16 protein-coding genes are annotated in these 13,554 nt (G+C 63.5%); 9 read left to right on the forward strand and 7 right to left on the reverse strand.

The genetic code is table 11. From position 1 onward, the window contains the following. Window position 1: 1 nt before the first annotated feature. Both NCS67_RS10370 and NCS67_RS10375 read right to left on the reverse strand, forming a co-directional pair. Window positions 2-880, reverse strand: a complete 879-nt coding sequence (locus NCS67_RS10370) for an EamA family transporter (protein ID WP_239295105.1) — start codon at window positions 878-880, stop codon at window positions 2-4. Window positions 881-1,044: 164 nt separating this feature from the next. Next, window positions 1,045-1,311: a hypothetical protein gene (locus tag NCS67_RS10375; RefSeq protein WP_250435132.1), complete on the reverse strand. Its 267-nt coding sequence runs from the start codon at window positions 1,309-1,311 to the stop codon at window positions 1,045-1,047. Window positions 1,312-1,491: 180 nt separating this feature from the next. Here NCS67_RS10375 and NCS67_RS10380 point away from each other — a divergent pair, with 180 nt between their 5' ends. Together NCS67_RS10380 and trxA are read left to right on the forward strand one after the other, a co-directional pair. Beyond that, window positions 1,492-2,391, forward strand: coding sequence for a pirin family protein (locus NCS67_RS10380; protein ID WP_239295106.1), 900 nt, complete (start codon window positions 1,492-1,494; stop codon window positions 2,389-2,391). A gap of 68 nt (window positions 2,392-2,459) precedes the next feature. Further along, a complete protein-coding gene (trxA, locus tag NCS67_RS10385) occupies window positions 2,460-3,308 on the forward strand; it encodes a thioredoxin (protein WP_175980465.1) in 849 nt (282 codons plus the stop codon). 64 nt (window positions 3,309-3,372) lie between these two features. Here trxA and NCS67_RS10390 read toward each other — a convergent pair whose 3' ends face one another. Then, a complete protein-coding gene (locus NCS67_RS10390) occupies window positions 3,373-4,218 on the reverse strand; it encodes a tRNA threonylcarbamoyladenosine dehydratase (RefSeq protein WP_250435133.1) in 846 nt (281 codons plus the stop codon). Window positions 4,219-4,504: 286 nt separating this feature from the next. Between NCS67_RS10390 and pdxH the strand changes: the two genes are divergently transcribed. Both pdxH and NCS67_RS10400 read left to right on the forward strand, forming a co-directional pair. Next, window positions 4,505-5,146, forward strand: a complete 642-nt coding sequence (pdxH, locus tag NCS67_RS10395) for a pyridoxamine 5'-phosphate oxidase (protein WP_034471562.1) — start codon at window positions 4,505-4,507, stop codon at window positions 5,144-5,146. Window positions 5,147-5,247: 101 nt separating this feature from the next. Then, the gene (locus tag NCS67_RS10400) at window positions 5,248-6,462 is read left to right on the forward strand and encodes a class I SAM-dependent methyltransferase (RefSeq protein ID WP_008342762.1); all 1,215 of its coding nucleotides are present in this window, start codon (window positions 5,248-5,250) and stop codon (window positions 6,460-6,462) included. A gap of 60 nt (window positions 6,463-6,522) precedes the next feature. On the opposite strand, the gene NCS67_RS10405 is transcribed toward NCS67_RS10400, so the two are convergent. Next, on the reverse strand, window positions 6,523-6,654 hold the full coding sequence (locus NCS67_RS10405) for a DUF29 family protein (RefSeq protein ID WP_284504067.1): 132 nt from the start codon (window positions 6,652-6,654) through the stop codon (window positions 6,523-6,525). Window positions 6,655-6,776: 122 nt separating this feature from the next. On the opposite strand from NCS67_RS10405, the gene NCS67_RS10410 reads away from it, so the two are divergent. Beyond that, window positions 6,777-7,886 (forward strand): DUF72 domain-containing protein, encoded by a 1,110-nt coding sequence (locus tag NCS67_RS10410; protein ID WP_250435137.1) that lies wholly within the window; start codon window positions 6,777-6,779, stop codon window positions 7,884-7,886. Between the two features lie 14 nt (window positions 7,887-7,900). On the opposite strand, the gene msrA is transcribed toward NCS67_RS10410, so the two are convergent. Further along, a complete protein-coding gene (gene msrA / locus NCS67_RS10415) occupies window positions 7,901-8,449 on the reverse strand; it encodes a peptide-methionine (S)-S-oxide reductase MsrA (RefSeq protein ID WP_250435140.1) in 549 nt (182 codons plus the stop codon). Between the two features lie 323 nt (window positions 8,450-8,772). Between msrA and NCS67_RS10420 the strand changes: the two genes are divergently transcribed. After that, a complete protein-coding gene (locus NCS67_RS10420) occupies window positions 8,773-9,285 on the forward strand; it encodes a flavin reductase family protein (protein ID WP_239295111.1) in 513 nt (170 codons plus the stop codon). Window position 9,286: 1 nt separating this feature from the next. Here the strand turns inward: NCS67_RS10420 and NCS67_RS10425 are convergent, their stop codons facing one another. Further along, entirely contained in the window at window positions 9,287-9,790 is a 504-nt protein-coding gene (locus tag NCS67_RS10425; RefSeq protein WP_008342772.1) for an Lrp/AsnC family transcriptional regulator, read from the reverse strand. Between the two features lie 133 nt (window positions 9,791-9,923). On the opposite strand from NCS67_RS10425, the gene kynB reads away from it, so the two are divergent. From kynB to kynA, 3 genes are read left to right on the forward strand one after another with little or no spacing between them, the layout of a single operon-like run. Then, window positions 9,924-10,550 (forward strand): arylformamidase, encoded by a 627-nt coding sequence (gene kynB / locus NCS67_RS10430; protein WP_034471554.1) that lies wholly within the window; start codon window positions 9,924-9,926, stop codon window positions 10,548-10,550. 26 nt (window positions 10,551-10,576) lie between these two features. Next, window positions 10,577-11,827, forward strand: coding sequence for a kynureninase (gene kynU / locus NCS67_RS10435; protein WP_250435142.1), 1,251 nt, complete (start codon window positions 10,577-10,579; stop codon window positions 11,825-11,827). A gap of 13 nt (window positions 11,828-11,840) precedes the next feature. Next, window positions 11,841-12,716, forward strand: coding sequence for a tryptophan 2,3-dioxygenase (kynA, locus tag NCS67_RS10440; RefSeq protein ID WP_008342777.1), 876 nt, complete (start codon window positions 11,841-11,843; stop codon window positions 12,714-12,716). 4 nt (window positions 12,717-12,720) lie between these two features. Here the strand turns inward: kynA and NCS67_RS10445 are convergent, their stop codons facing one another. Then, window positions 12,721-13,509, reverse strand: a complete 789-nt coding sequence (locus NCS67_RS10445) for an IclR family transcriptional regulator (RefSeq protein ID WP_250435144.1) — start codon at window positions 13,507-13,509, stop codon at window positions 12,721-12,723. Window positions 13,510-13,554: the final 45 nt, after the last annotated feature.

A 13,554-nucleotide genomic window follows, 5' to 3' on the forward strand; every position in this document is an offset into this window, starting at 1 on the left:
TTCAGCGCGCCGGCAGAATGCGCTGAACGAGCCGCGCGCCGAATACGTTCACCACGAGTCCCGCCATCACGAGCGCCGCGCCCGCCACCTGCGCCGAATTCAAACCCTCGCCGAGAAACAGCGCCGCCGACGCCAGCCCGATCACCGGGACGAGCAGCGAGAACGGCGCGACGCTTCCCGCCGGATAGCGCGCGAGCAACTTTCCCCACAAGCTATAGCCGACGATCGTCGCGATGAACGAAAGATAGAGAATCGCGAAGATCGAGATGAGCGGAATCGTCGCGAGACTGGATTCGATGCGCGCCGGGCCTTCGAAGATGAGCGAGAGCGCGAGGAACGGCAGCGGCGGAATCAGGCTGCCCCACACCACGAGCGAGAGCAGATCGACCTTGCCCATGCGCTTCGTCACGATATTGCCGAGCGCCCACATCGCGGCGGCGGCGAGCGTGAAGAGAAAGCCGGTGACGGTCATCGCGTGACCGCCGCGCATGCCGATGAGCGCAAGCCCCGCCGCCGCGATCAGCAGGCCGGCGACGTTCGCCGCGCGGATGCGCTCGCCGAGGAACATCGACGCGAAGATGAGCGTGAAGAATGCTTGCGCCTGCAGCACGAGCGACGCGAGACCGGCGGGCATGCCCACGTACATGCCGTAGAAAAGCAGCGCGAACTGCCCGAGAGAAATGGTGAGGCCGTAGGCGAAGAGCCAGCGCAGCGGTATCTGCGGGCGCTTGACGAAGATCGCGGGCACGGCGGCGAGCGCGAAGCGCAGCGCGCCGAGCAGCATCGGCGGAACACCGTGCAGTCCCAGCTTGATGACGACGAAATTCACGCCCCACGCGAGAATGACCACCGATGCGATCAGCAAATCCTTTGGCGACATCGCCCTCTTCCTTGTGTCGTGTGCGTCGTTGGCGAGCCGTAAAGTGTAGCCGAGGGCGCGGCGGCAGGCTTGTCAAATCCTGCGCGGCATGACGATGCACGCAAAAAGCGCCCGCGCCTCGTGAAAGGCGCGAGCGCTTTCGCTGCGGCGATGCGAAGCGGCGCTTACTTCGTCTGGCCGGATTCCGTGCCCGCATCGTTGCCGGTTTCGACGGCCGGCGTCTTCTTGGTCGCCGTCGATTTCGTCGTGTGCTTGTGCGTCTTGTGCTTCTTCGGCGTGGTCGCGGCCGAATTATCGGTGGTGGCGCCGGCGGTGTCGTTGCCCATCGCCGCAGACGAATTGCCCGACGAGGTCTGCGCGAACGCGCTCGTTGCGGCGGTGGCGGTGAAAAGGCCAGCGGTGATGGCGATCAAAAGCTTGTTCTTGCTCATTTCGACTCCCTATCCAAATTGTCACGTTGCGAAAGTTGCGCGAAGCCGCGTGCCTGGAACCCACGCGGCACCAAAAAAACGAAAGTCTCGGCGGCAACGCCTGCGCCGCGCGGCATCGGCCGGTAGAATCGGCTGATCCACGCGCCATTACGGCGCGCGATCTTCCTTCCGGAACCCGCCATGCCTTCGACGATCCGCGCATTGCTGAAGCCACACCAACATGACGTCGGCGGCCTCATGGTGCGGCGCGTGCTGCCCGCCCTCGCGGCGCGCACCGTCGGACCCTTCATCTTTTTCGACCATATCGGTCCCGCAACGCTCGTGCCCGGAAACGGCCTCGACGTGCGTCCGCATCCGCATATCGGGCTCGCGACGGTCACGTATCTGTTCGACGGCGCGATCATGCATCGCGATAGCGTCGGCTCCGTGCAGAAGATCGTTCCCGGCGACGTCAACTGGATGACCGCGGGCCGCGGCATCGTCCATTCCGAGCGCACGCCCGACGAGGAACGCGCATCCGGCCAGACGATGCACGGCATCCAGACGTGGGTCGCGATGCCCGCCGCGAGCGAGGACATCGAGCCGGCATTCGAGCATCACGCGGCGGCGGCGTTGCCGCAGATCGAGCGCGACGGCGTCACGCTGCGCATCATCGCGGGCACGGCGTTCGGCGCGAAAGCGCCCACGCGCACGTTTTCGCCGACGCTTTATGTCGCCGCGCAGTTCACGCCCGGCAGCGCGATCACGCTCGATACGGAGCACGAGGAGCGCGGCGTGTATCTCGTGAGCGGCGATTTGTCGATCGACGGCGAACCGCTGCCCGAACAGCAGATGGCCGTGCTCGCGCCCGGCGCCGACGCGAAGCTGACGAGCGCGAACGGCGCGGTCACGATGCTGCTCGGCGGCGCGCCGCTCGACGGCGCGCGCTTCATCGAATGGAATTTCGTGTCGAGTTCGCGCGAGAAGATCGACGCGGCCAAGATCGCCTGGAGCGAGCAGCGCATGGGCCACGTGCCCGGCGAGACCGAGTTCATTCCGCTGCCGCCGCAGCGCCGCGAGAATCGCGCGCCCGAAGCCTGACGCGCTTGAGAACCGGCTGTGTCGTCCCCACGTAATCGGGATCGACCGAAAGCATTAGGAGAAAACGCATGGATACGACCCTCGCCACATTCGAGAAAGATGTCATCAACGCGTCGATGCTCGCGCCCGTGCTCGTCGATTTCTGGGCGCCCTGGTGCGGCCCGTGCAAGACGCTCGGCCCGATGCTCGAGAAGCTCGAAGTCGAAGCGGCGGGCGCCTGGAATCTCGTCAAGGTGAACGTCGACGAGAATCAGGAACTCGCCGCGCATTTCCAGGTGCGCAGCATTCCGCACGTCATTGCGTTCGCGGAAGGACGGCCGGTCGATCAGTTCATCGGCGTGCTGCCGGAAGGCCAGTTGCGCGAGTTCATCGACCGTCTCGTGCCCGCCGGCGCCGATGCCGAGCGCCGCGCCGCGCAGAGCGCGTGGGCCGCGGGCGATCGCCAGCTCGCGATCGACACCATCAAGGCCGCGCTCGCGCTCGATCCCGGTTACGAGGACGCGCGTCTCGATCTGATCGAATGGCTGATCGCGGAACGCCGCATCGACGAAGCGAAGGAAGAGGACAAGCTGTTGTCGCCGAAGACGACGCAAGGCATCGACGCGCGCTACAACGCGTTGAAGACCGAGCTCGACGCCGCCGATGCAGCCGCCGATCTGCCGCCCGCCGACGCGCTCATCGACGCCGTGAACGCGAACCCCGACGATCTTGATGCGCGCTTCGCCCTGGCCAATCGGCTGATCGCGGGCCGCGATTACGCTGGCGCGCTCGAACATCTGCTTGCGATCGTCGTGCGCGACCGCGCCTTCATGGACGACGTCGGCCGCAAGACGATGCTGTCGGTGTTCGAACTCGCCGCGAATCAGCCGGATCTCGTTTCGCAGTGGCGGCGCAAGTTAAGCGCGGCGATCAACTGATCGTCGATCGATCGCCGGCTTTGGATGAAAAAATGGCCAGCTATCGAAGCTGGCCATTTTCCTTTCACGCGGCGCGCTTCGCCAATTCCCGCAAGACATGCGCGGCCGCCGCGAAGCCGAAGCTCGCCGTCACGCACACGCTCGAACCGAAGCCCGCGCAATTCAGCCCGACGGGCCCCGCGTAATTCGCGCCGGTTTCGAGATGTTCGGCGCCTTCGCTGATGTCGCACGCGGGCGCTTCGGGATAGATCAGCGGCTCGTCCGAATACACCGCGCTGACCTTGAATCGCGCCTTCGGTCCGCGCGGAAAACCGTGCAGCTTGCGCAACTGGCCGCGCACTTTCGAGAGCAGCGGATCCTGAATCGTGAGCGCGAGATCGTCGATGCGAATGCGCGTCGGATCGAGCTGCCCGCCCGCGCCGCCGACCGTGATGAGCGCCTGCTTGCGCGCCACGCACCACGCGATGAGCGCGGTTTTCGTACGCACGCTGTCGATCGCGTCGATCACATAGTCGAAACCGCCGCCGAGCGTTTCATCGAAATTGCCCGGCTCCACGAAGTCTTCGATCTGCCGCACGTCGCACGCCGGATCGATCAGTTTGATGCGCTCGGCCATCGCCGTGACTTTCGCCTTGCCGTAGTTGCCGTCGAGCGCGTGAACCTGACGATTCGTATTGCTTTCGGCGACGTTATCGAGATCGATCAGCGTAAGCCGGCCGACAGCACTGCGCGCAAGCGCCTCGGCAACCCACGAACCCACGCCGCCGATGCCGATCACCGCGACATGCGCCCGCTCGAACGCGGCGAGCGCGGGCGCGCCGTAGAGGCGCGCGATGCCGCCGAAGCGCCGGTCGCGATCGGCGAGTTCGTGGACGCTGGGCGTCGCAGTGGTTTCGGATGAAGCGTTCATGTCGTGCGGATGGATGAAATCGGATGCATTGAAAGCAAACTAAAAGCTGCCGAAATGCACCGCACGTTGTGCGGCGTCAAGCAACGCTTACAGACGGCTATCGAGTTCGCGAACGTGGTAGTTCGATCATGCAAAATGCGGTCGAATTGCGTATTCTGCCTTATCGAAACCATGAACGTGATAGCCGCGACTGCCGCGCTCCCGGCACGCGGTGCGGGCATGGGTAATCAGGGCAAGATCGTTTCACCTTGGCTATACTGACGCGACTGTAGCGCTTGCATAAAAAATGACGACCCTCGCAGACCTTCGCAAAAACTATTCGCGCGGCGCGCTCGATGTATCCGACGTCGACCCGAATCCGATAAGCCAGTTTCAAACCTGGTTCGCCCAGGCGCTCGATGCGAAGCTGCCCGAACCGAATGCGATGACGCTTGCGACCGTCGATGGCCAAGGCCGTCCGTCCGCGCGCATCGTGCTCATTAAGGGCGTCGACGAACGCGGATTTGTTTTTTTTACCAATTACGATAGCCGCAAGGGCCGCGAACTCGCCGCGAATCCGGCCGCGAGCCTGCTGTTCCACTGGATCGAGCTCGAGCGTCAGGTGCGCATCGAGGGCCGCGTCGAAAAGACGAGCGATGAGGAGAGCGATGTGTATTACGCGTCGCGTCCGCTCGGCTCGCGCATCGGCGCGTGGGCATCGGATCAGAGTCAGCCGCTCGAAAGCCGCGAGGCGCTGGAAGCGCGCGAGCGCGAGATGATCGCGAAGTACGGCGACGCGCCGCCGCGCCCGCCGCACTGGGGCGGATATCGCCTCGTGCCGGACACCGTCGAATTCTGGCAGGGACGCCCATCGCGCCTGCACGACCGCATCGTGTACACGCGGGACGGCGCCGGCGATCCGTGGCAAATCATGAGACTCGCGCCGTAAGTCAATAAAACGCGGGCATTGGCAGCAACCGAGATCGCAACGGCAACGAACATGAAGGCGCGAGCCTTCACCTTGATTTTCTTTAGCGCGGAGAAACAAGCATGTTCTGGGAGAAGAAGCTGACGCAGTGGGTTGAGGAAGTGCGCGCGCGGGCCAATTTGCCCGCGCGTCTCGTGCTATGGGATGGCCAGCAGCACGATTTCGGCCAGTTCGCCGCGCCTCAGGTGACGTTGCACGTAAAGAGCGCGACCGCGCTGCCCTATCTGCTCGAACCGAGTCTCGACAATCTCGGCGAAGCCTACGTGAAGGGCAAGATCGACATCGAAGGCAAGCTGTCCGACATCATCAACATCGGCTACTCGCTCGCGAAAAGCACGGTGACGAGCGCGAGCAAGCTCGCCCGCGTGCGACGCTACTTCAATCACTCGAAGACGTCGGACAAGAAAGCCATTCAGTACCACTACGATGTGTCGAACGAGTTTTATCAGCTCTGGCTCGACAAGAACATGGTGTATTCCTGCGCCTACTTCGAGAATGGCGACGAAGACATCGACACCGCGCAGTTGAAGAAGATCGACCACATTCTCACGAAGATCCAGTTGCAGCCGGGCCAGCGCCTGCTCGATATCGGCTGCGGCTGGGGCGCGCTCGTGATCCGCGCGGCGCAGAAGTTCGGCGCGAATTGCGTCGGCGTCACGCTTTCGGAAAATCAGTTCAAGCTCGCGACCGAGCGCGTGAAAGCCGCGGGCCTCGCCGACCGGATCGAAATTCGCCTTCAAGACTATCGCGATATTCCGGGGCAGTTCGACCGCATCACGAGCGTCGGGATGTTCGAGCACGTCGGACGCAAGAATCTGCCGGAATACTTCTCGAGGATTCGCGATCTGCTTGTCGATGACGGCGTCGCGATGAACCACGGCATCACGTCTTCCGATGCCGACAGCGGCGAGACATCGCTCGGCGGCGGCGAGTTCATCGACAAGTATGTGTTTCCGGACGGCGAACTGCCGCACATCAGCCTCGCGCTAGAATGCATGCAGCGCGGCGGGCTGGAGGCGATCGACGTCGAAAGCCTGCGGCGGCATTACGCGCGCACGCTCGACATCTGGGCCGAGCGGTTCGAGGCCAACGCGGAGCAAGCGAAGAAGCTCGTCGACGATGAGCATTTCCGCATCTGGCGCGTGTATCTCGCGGGCTGTGCGTATGCGTTCGAGAACGACGACGTGTCGATCTATCAGGTGATCTGCCGCAAGGCGGGACGCAGCGCGACGACGCTGCCGTGGTCGCGGCGGTATATCTATGAGAAGGCGCTCTGAGACGGGGGCTGATGCTTGAATCAGGCGCAGCGCTTTCCGGTGCCGCGCCTGTTTTTTCGACTATCCGGGCAAGAATTCGCCGTCCATGATCTGCTCGATCGACCAGAGACAGCTTTCCGGAAAATCTTCCAGACCGGTTTCGTTCGAGGCTGCCACGACCGCTTTTTCCCATACGGCGCGTTCCCATCTCATACTCCTGTCTCATCCCGGATCCCCTGCCCGGACACTCGGATATTCTATCCGCTACACTGCGACTTCTTTCGCGCATCGTCGCTCAAGTCGCATCGATTCTTCTGAATTTCGGCTTGCCACTCATGAACACTCACAACCGTGTGAACAACGAAGCCGAACCTCGAAAGCACGAAGTCACCATCACGACGGATCAAGCGTTGGATCTTTTCGGCGAGTCCGCGCCAGCTTCTATCGAAGCAGCCAAACCGCCGAGACAACCCAAACCGCGCGGCGTCCTTCCCGCGCCCTTGCAACCCGAACTCGAAGCCCTCGCGAAGCGTCTTCCGGACGCGATCCATCTCGGCACATCGACGTGGTCGTTTCCCGGCTGGCGCGGCATCGTTTATGGCGATGACTACTCGAACACCAAACTCTCCCGCGACGGCCTCACCGCTTATGGCGCGCATCCGCTCCTGAAGAGCGTCTCCATCGACCGGTCGTTTTACGCGCCGCTGTCGCTCGCCGATTACGCGTGTCACGCGTCGCAAGTGCCCGCGCATTTCCGCTTCATCGTGAAAGCGCCCGCATCCGTCACCGATGCCTTCATCCGCGGCGAGCGCGGCACGCCGGACGCGGAAAATCCCGCGTTCCTGAATGCGCAGATCGCCATCGACGAGTTCGTGACGCCGTGCATCGGCGGTCTCGGCGAAAAAGCGGGCGCGCTCGTGTTCCAGTTCTCGCCGCTGCCCGACGCGATGATCGTCGAGCCGGCGCGCTTCATCGAACGGCTGTCGGCGTTTCTGCAAGCGCTGCCGCCGCTCGAAGGCGACGCGTGCTACGCCGTCGAGATCCGCGACGCCGCGATGCTCACGCCGCGCTTTATCCGCGCATTGCGTGACGCGAACGTGCGGTATTGCATCGGCGTTCATGCGCGCATGCCGGACGTGCGCCGTCAGGCGAAAGCGCTCGCGCTGCTCGATGAAGAAAAAATGGGACCGCTCATCGTGCGCTGGAGTCTGCACAGCGGCTTCAAATACGAGCAGGCGAAAGCGAAGTACGAGCCGTTCGACAAGATCGTCGACGAAGACCTCGACACGCGCCAAGCGCTCGCCGAACTGGCCGCGCGATATGCGATCGCGGGCCAGCCGGTCGTGATCGCGGCGAACAACAAGGCGGAAGGCTCCGCGCCGCTGACCTGCTTCGAACTCGCGCGCGGCATCGCGCAGGCATGCGAGCGCGCGCGGATCGACTAGCGGCTAGACGCGCATCACGCCTTCAGGCGATGCACGAACTTCTTGCGAAACTTCGCGATCTTCGGCCCGACGACCGCCGCGCAATATCCCTGATTCGGATGCTGCGCGAAGTAGTTTTGGTGATACGCCTCGGCCGGATAGTAATCGTCGTCGAGCGGCACGACTTGCGTGACGATCTTGCCGCCGTAGACATCCTCGCGCTGCAACTCGTCGATGACTTCGAGCGCCGTCTTGCGCTGTTCGTCCGAATGCGTGAAAACGGCCGAGCGATACTGCGTGCCCACATCGTTGCCTTGTCGGTTGAGCTGCGTCGGATCGTGCGTCGCGAAGAAGATCTCGAGCACTTCGCGATACGTGATGACCGACGGATCGAACACGACCTTCACCACTTCCGCGTGACCGGTGTCGCCGCTGCAAACCTGCTCGTACGACGGATTCACCACCTTGCCGCCCGCATAGCCCGATTCGACCGACTCCACGCCCTGCACCGCGAGAAACACGGCTTCGGTGCACCAGAAACATCCGCCGCCGAGTGTCGCGGTCTCAAGTCCGGGTTGAGTCATAAGGCAAGCTCCTCATCAAGTGCATGCGGCCACGCCGCGGATCATGCATATGGATGCGTCCGTCCGGTTATTCAATCGCCCGGGCGCGATGAATCGAGCTTACTGGGTTTGCGCACGCCGCGCAGAAAGCCCTCGTGCGGCAGAGAACTTGCTGCCGCAGTACGGTCATTCGACGGCCGGCGGCAGCCGATTCCGATAGAATCGACACAAATCTCCAGCTTTTACATGGCTTCTGAAAAGGTTCTTCCGACTGAAGCGCGACGCGCGGCCGGCTCGGTAGCACACGACACACTCGACCGCCCATTTGCCTGCCGATCTGCCGAATGACACGCGCCAAAACCCCGAATTTCGATCCGACCGCGTTTCGCGCCGCGCTCGGCCAGTTTGCGACCGGCGTCACGGTCATCACGACGCGCACCGAATCCGGCCAGTTGATCGGCATCACCGCGAGTTCGTTCAACTCGGTGTCGCTGAATCCGCCGCTCGTGCTGTGGAGTCTCGCGACGAAATCGGCGTCGATGCCGGTGTTCCGCGCCAATAGCCACTACGTGGTGAATGTGCTCGCGGCGTCGCAGATCGACCTGTGCAAGCGCTTCGCGACCGTCAAGGGCGACCGCTTCGCGGGCGTCTCGCACGCCGCCGGCGATACCGGCATGCCCGTGCTCGACGGCGCGCTCGCGTGGTTCGAATGCCACAATCGCAGCCGCTACGACGAAGGCGATCACGTGATCTTCGTCGGCGAAGTGGAGCGATGCGGCGTGCGCGAAGACGCAAGCGACGTCGCGCCGCTCGTCTTCCAGGCGGGCGCTTTTCACACGCTCGGACCGCTCGAATAACTTACGCCGTGTGGCCGCGCCCCGGCTGCTCGATCAGCGCGACCGGCACGCCCGCGTCGTCCTTCATCGTCTGCAACACGATGTTCGAGCGAATGTCGATCACGCCAGGCGCCTTGTAGAGCTTCGAGAGAATGAAGTCGGAGTAGTGTTTGAGGTTATGCGCAAGCACGCGCAGCACGTAATGCGTGTCGCCCGTGACGACGAACGCGCCGACCACTTCGGGCCATTCGCGCACAGCCGCGGCGAACTTCTCGTGCCAATTTTCCTGGTCATTGCGCATCGAAACGTGGACGAACGCCTCCAGTTCGATGCCAAGCCGCTCGCGGTCGAGGCACGCGCGATAGCTCGCGATCACCCCTTCCTCTTCCAGCAGCCGCATTCGGCGCAGACACGCCGACGGCGAGAGCGAGATGCGCTCCGCCAGGTCCAGGTTACTGATCCGTCCATCTTCCTGCAGTACCGCCAGAATTCGGCAATCCGTTGCATCGAGCGTGAATCCGGTCATTTTTGAGTCCCCTAGCCCGTTTCATCGAATTATGTTCTAAGCGCGACAGTTTTGGGTGGTTATTTCGCAAGCACTTTTCGAGATGACACGACTATGATTTGACGCATCTCCACGCTTTCTGCTAGGGCGCGTCATGACGCTTCTGGACATTTCTCCACCGATCAATCCCGCCACGCCCGTCTGGCCGGGCGATACGCCGGTCGGCATCGAGCGCGTGTGGCGCATGGAGGCGGGCTCGCCCGTCAACGTCGCGCGGCTTACGCTTTCGCCGCACACCGGCTCTCATGCCGATGCCCCGCTTCACTACGACGAACACGGCGCGCCGATCGGCGAAGTCGCGCTCGACACGTACATCGGTGCGTGCCGCGTCGTGCACTGCATCGGCGCGTCGCCGCTCGTGACGCCCGAGCACGTCGCCGCGCATCTCGCCGACTGTCCGCCGCGCGTTTTGTTGCGCACCTACACGAACGCGCCGCTCGACGCGTGGGACAGCGCGTTCGCCGCCGTCGCGCCCGAAACCATCGACTTGCTGGCAGAAAAAGGCGTGAAACTCATCGGCATCGATACGCCGTCGCTCGATCCGCAAGACTCGAAGACGATGGATGCCCACAAGCGCATCCGCGCGCACGGCATGGCGATTCTCGAAGGCCTCGTGCTCGATGCCGCCGCGCCCGGCGATTTTGAACTGATCGCCCTGCCGCTCAAATTCTCGACGCTCGACGCGAGTCCCGTTCGCGCCGTCCTGCGTCCGCTTTCCTGATGATCTTCAAATTTATGGACTTTTCGATGAAACATCGTGACGAAGCCGCGGCGCTCGACCGCGACGATCCGCTCGGCGCGCTGCGCGACCAGTTCGCGCTCGCCGACGGCGTGATCTATCTCGACGGCAACTCGCTCGGCGTGCCGCCCAAGGCCGCCGCCGCGCGCGCCGCCGATGTGATCGGCGCCGAATGGGGCGAAGGCCTGATCCGCAGCTGGAACACGGCCGGCTGGTTCGCGCTGCCCAAGCGCCTCGGCAACAAGCTGGCGCCGCTGATCGGCGCGGGCGAGGACGAAGTCGTCGTCACCGATACGATTTCGGCGAATCTTTTCAAGGTCCTGTCGGCCGCGCTCAAGCTCGCGAACGAGCGCGATCCGAAGCGGCGCGTGATCGTCTCCGAACGTTCGAACTTTCCGACCGATCTGTACATCGCGCAGGGCTTGATCGAGCAACTGGATCGCGGCTACGAGCTGCGTCTCGTCGATGACCCTTCCGAATTGCCGACGGCCATCGACGAAAACACCGCCATCGCGATGATTACGCACGTCAACTATCGCACCGGCTACATGCACGACATGGCCGCGCTCACGCAGACGATTCATCGCGCGGGCGCGCTCGCGGTCTGGGATCTCGCGCATTCGGCGGGCGCGGTGCCGGTCGATCTGAACGGTGTGGGCGCGGATTACGCCGTTGGCTGCACGTACAAGTATTTGAACGGCGGGCCGGGTTCGCCCGCGTTCGTCTGGGTGCCGAAGCGCCATCAGAACGCGTTTTCGCAGCCGCTTTCCGGCTGGTGGGGGCACAAGAAGCCGTTCGAAATGAACCCGGTGTATCGGCCGGACGACGGCATCGGCCGTTTTCTTTGCGGCACGCAGCCGATCGTGTCCATGTCGCTCGTCGAATGCGGGCTCGATGTTTTCCTGCAAACCGACATGCAGGCTCTGCGTCGCAAATCGCTGGCGCTTTCGGACTTGTTTATCAAGCTCGTCGAGGAACGTTGCGGCGACTTTCCGCTGTCGCTCGCGACGCCGCGCGATCACGCGCAACGCGGCTCGCAGGCGAGCTTCGAGCATCCGAACGGCTATGAAGTGATGCAGGCGCTGATCGCGCGCGGCGTGATCGGCGATTATCGCGAACCGCGCATCTTGCGCTTCGGCTTCACGCCGCTCTACACACGTTTCGTCGATGTATGGGACGCCGTCGAAATCCTGCGCGACGTGCTCGCGACCGAAAGCTGGCGCGCGCCCGAGTTCGCCGAGCGCGCATCGGTGACTTGAGAGGAACGTCGACATGAGCACTACACAAGGCTGCCCTTTCGGCCACGGCGCGCAGAACGCGACGCAAGAAAAAGGCTGGCACGACGCCAAGCTCGATTTCTCCGATTCGATGAGCTACGGCGATTACCTCGGCCTCGATTCGATCCTCAACGCGCAGCGTCCGCTCTCGCCGGATCACAACGAGATGCTGTTCATCGTGCAGCATCAGACGAGCGAGCTGTGGATGAAGCTCGCGCTATACGAACTGCGCGCGGCGCTCGCGGCGGTGCATCGCGATGAATTGCCGCCCGCGTTCAAAATGCTCGCGCGCGTGTCGCGCATCTTCGAGCAGCTGGTGCAGGCGTGGAACGTCCTCGCGACGATGACGCCCTCCGAATACACCGCGATGCGCCCGTATCTCGGACAGTCGTCGGGCTTTCAGTCGCATCAATATCGGCAGATCGAGTTCATGCTCGGCAACAAGAACGAGCAGATGCTGAAGCCGCACGCGCATCGGCCGGAGATTCTCGCGCAGGTCCGCGAAACGCTCGAGGCGCCCTCTTTCTATGACGAAGTGATTCGCCTGCTCGCGCGACGCGGCTTCGCGATCGATCCGGCGCGCCTGAACCGCGACTGGACGCAGCCGACGACGCACGATCCGTCTGTCGAAGCGGCGTGGCTCGCGGTGTATCGCGATCCGTCGCAACACTGGGATTTGTACGAGATGGCCGAGGAACTCGTCGATCTCGAAGACGCGTTCCGGCAATGGCGCTTCCGGCATGTGACGACGGTGGAGCGCATCATCGGTTTCAAGGGCGGCACGGGCGGCACGGCGGGCGCGTCGTATCTGCGCAAGATGCTCGATGTCGTGCTGTTCCCGGAGCTTTGGCACGTCCGAACGGTGCTCTGAGTCGTTACGCGAGACGCGCGGCAAGCGCCTTCAGCTTCGGGCCGATCGTCTCGCGGAAATACGCTTCGCCCATCGAAGACGCCGGCCCGCTGCTCGACAGCACGAGCCAGCGTCCGTTGCGCAGATCGCGGACCGGCGCGGCGATGGCGTTCACATCGTCGTGCCACTCGCGAAACGAGTAGCAGCAGCCGTCGCGCGCGAAATCCTCGATCGAGCGGCGGGCCGCTTCGACCTTCTCTTCGCCTTCGTTCCTGCCGAGTTCCTCAAACAGAGCTTCGCGCGCCGCGTCGTCCTGCACGGCGAGATAGGCGCGGCCCATCGAACTCGTGAGCATCGACAGACGCGAGCCGGGCGCGAGGCCGAGCGTCAGCGCCGTCTCGCTGCGGATGGTTTCCAGATAGATCATGTCGAGCCCGTCGCGGCAGCCGAGCGACACCGCCGCGCCGATCTCCCGCGCCAGCGCGCGCATGTGCGGACGCGCGAGTTCGAGCGTGTCCGCGCCCGCGAGCAGCGTGAAGCCAAGCGACAGCACGCCGGTATCGAGCGCGTATTTGCCCGCGGGTTCGTCGAAACGCAGATAGCCGAGCGTCGTCAGCGTGTAGGCGAGACGATTGACCGTCGCCTTCGGCAATCCCGTGCGGTCGACGAAATCGCGATTGCCGAGCAGCGTCTCGCCGGGACGAAACGTGCGCAGCAGGTCGAGCCCGCGAGCGAGCGCGACGACGAACTTGCGCTCGTCGACATCTTCCGACGAGATGAGGCGCCCGGAATTTCGATTGGAATCTGTCGACATCGGGTGATAGACTCGAAGCTGATTTGCAAAACATTGTTCCGCGTA

Source organism: Caballeronia sp. ATUFL_F2_KS9A (assembly GCF_023630765.1).
Classification (GTDB): domain Bacteria; phylum Pseudomonadota; class Gammaproteobacteria; order Burkholderiales; family Burkholderiaceae; genus Caballeronia; species Caballeronia zhejiangensis.

Excerpts from the sequence above, each read along its gene's own strand:
- NCS67_RS10390 (WP_250435133.1), bottom strand. The coding sequence starts at position 4,218 with ATGAACGCTTCATCCGAAACCACTGCGACGCCCAGCGTCCACGAACTC.
- NCS67_RS10400 (WP_008342762.1), top strand. The coding sequence starts at position 5,248 with ATGTTCTGGGAGAAGAAGCTGACGCAGTGGGTTGAGGAAGTGCGCGCG.
- kynA (WP_008342777.1), top strand. The coding sequence starts at position 11,841 with ATGAGCACTACACAAGGCTGCCCTTTCGGCCACGGCGCGCAGAACGCG.
- kynU (WP_250435142.1), top strand. The coding sequence starts at position 10,577 with ATGAAACATCGTGACGAAGCCGCGGCGCTCGACCGCGACGATCCGCTC.
- trxA (WP_175980465.1), top strand. The coding sequence starts at position 2,460 with ATGGATACGACCCTCGCCACATTCGAGAAAGATGTCATCAACGCGTCG.
- NCS67_RS10410 (WP_250435137.1), top strand. The coding sequence starts at position 6,777 with ATGAACACTCACAACCGTGTGAACAACGAAGCCGAACCTCGAAAGCAC.
- NCS67_RS10375 (WP_250435132.1), bottom strand. The coding sequence starts at position 1,311 with ATGAGCAAGAACAAGCTTTTGATCGCCATCACCGCTGGCCTTTTCACC.
- msrA (WP_250435140.1), bottom strand. The coding sequence starts at position 8,449 with ATGACTCAACCCGGACTTGAGACCGCGACACTCGGCGGCGGATGTTTC.
- NCS67_RS10445 (WP_250435144.1), bottom strand. The coding sequence starts at position 13,509 with ATGTCGACAGATTCCAATCGAAATTCCGGGCGCCTCATCTCGTCGGAA.
- NCS67_RS10425 (WP_008342772.1), bottom strand. The coding sequence starts at position 9,790 with ATGACCGGATTCACGCTCGATGCAACGGATTGCCGAATTCTGGCGGTA.
- pdxH (WP_034471562.1), top strand. The coding sequence starts at position 4,505 with ATGACGACCCTCGCAGACCTTCGCAAAAACTATTCGCGCGGCGCGCTC.
- NCS67_RS10405 (WP_284504067.1), bottom strand. The coding sequence starts at position 6,654 with ATGAGATGGGAACGCGCCGTATGGGAAAAAGCGGTCGTGGCAGCCTCG.
- NCS67_RS10380 (WP_239295106.1), top strand. The coding sequence starts at position 1,492 with ATGCCTTCGACGATCCGCGCATTGCTGAAGCCACACCAACATGACGTC.
- kynB (WP_034471554.1), top strand. The coding sequence starts at position 9,924 with ATGACGCTTCTGGACATTTCTCCACCGATCAATCCCGCCACGCCCGTC.
- NCS67_RS10420 (WP_239295111.1), top strand. The coding sequence starts at position 8,773 with ATGACACGCGCCAAAACCCCGAATTTCGATCCGACCGCGTTTCGCGCC.
- NCS67_RS10370 (WP_239295105.1), bottom strand. The coding sequence starts at position 880 with ATGTCGCCAAAGGATTTGCTGATCGCATCGGTGGTCATTCTCGCGTGG.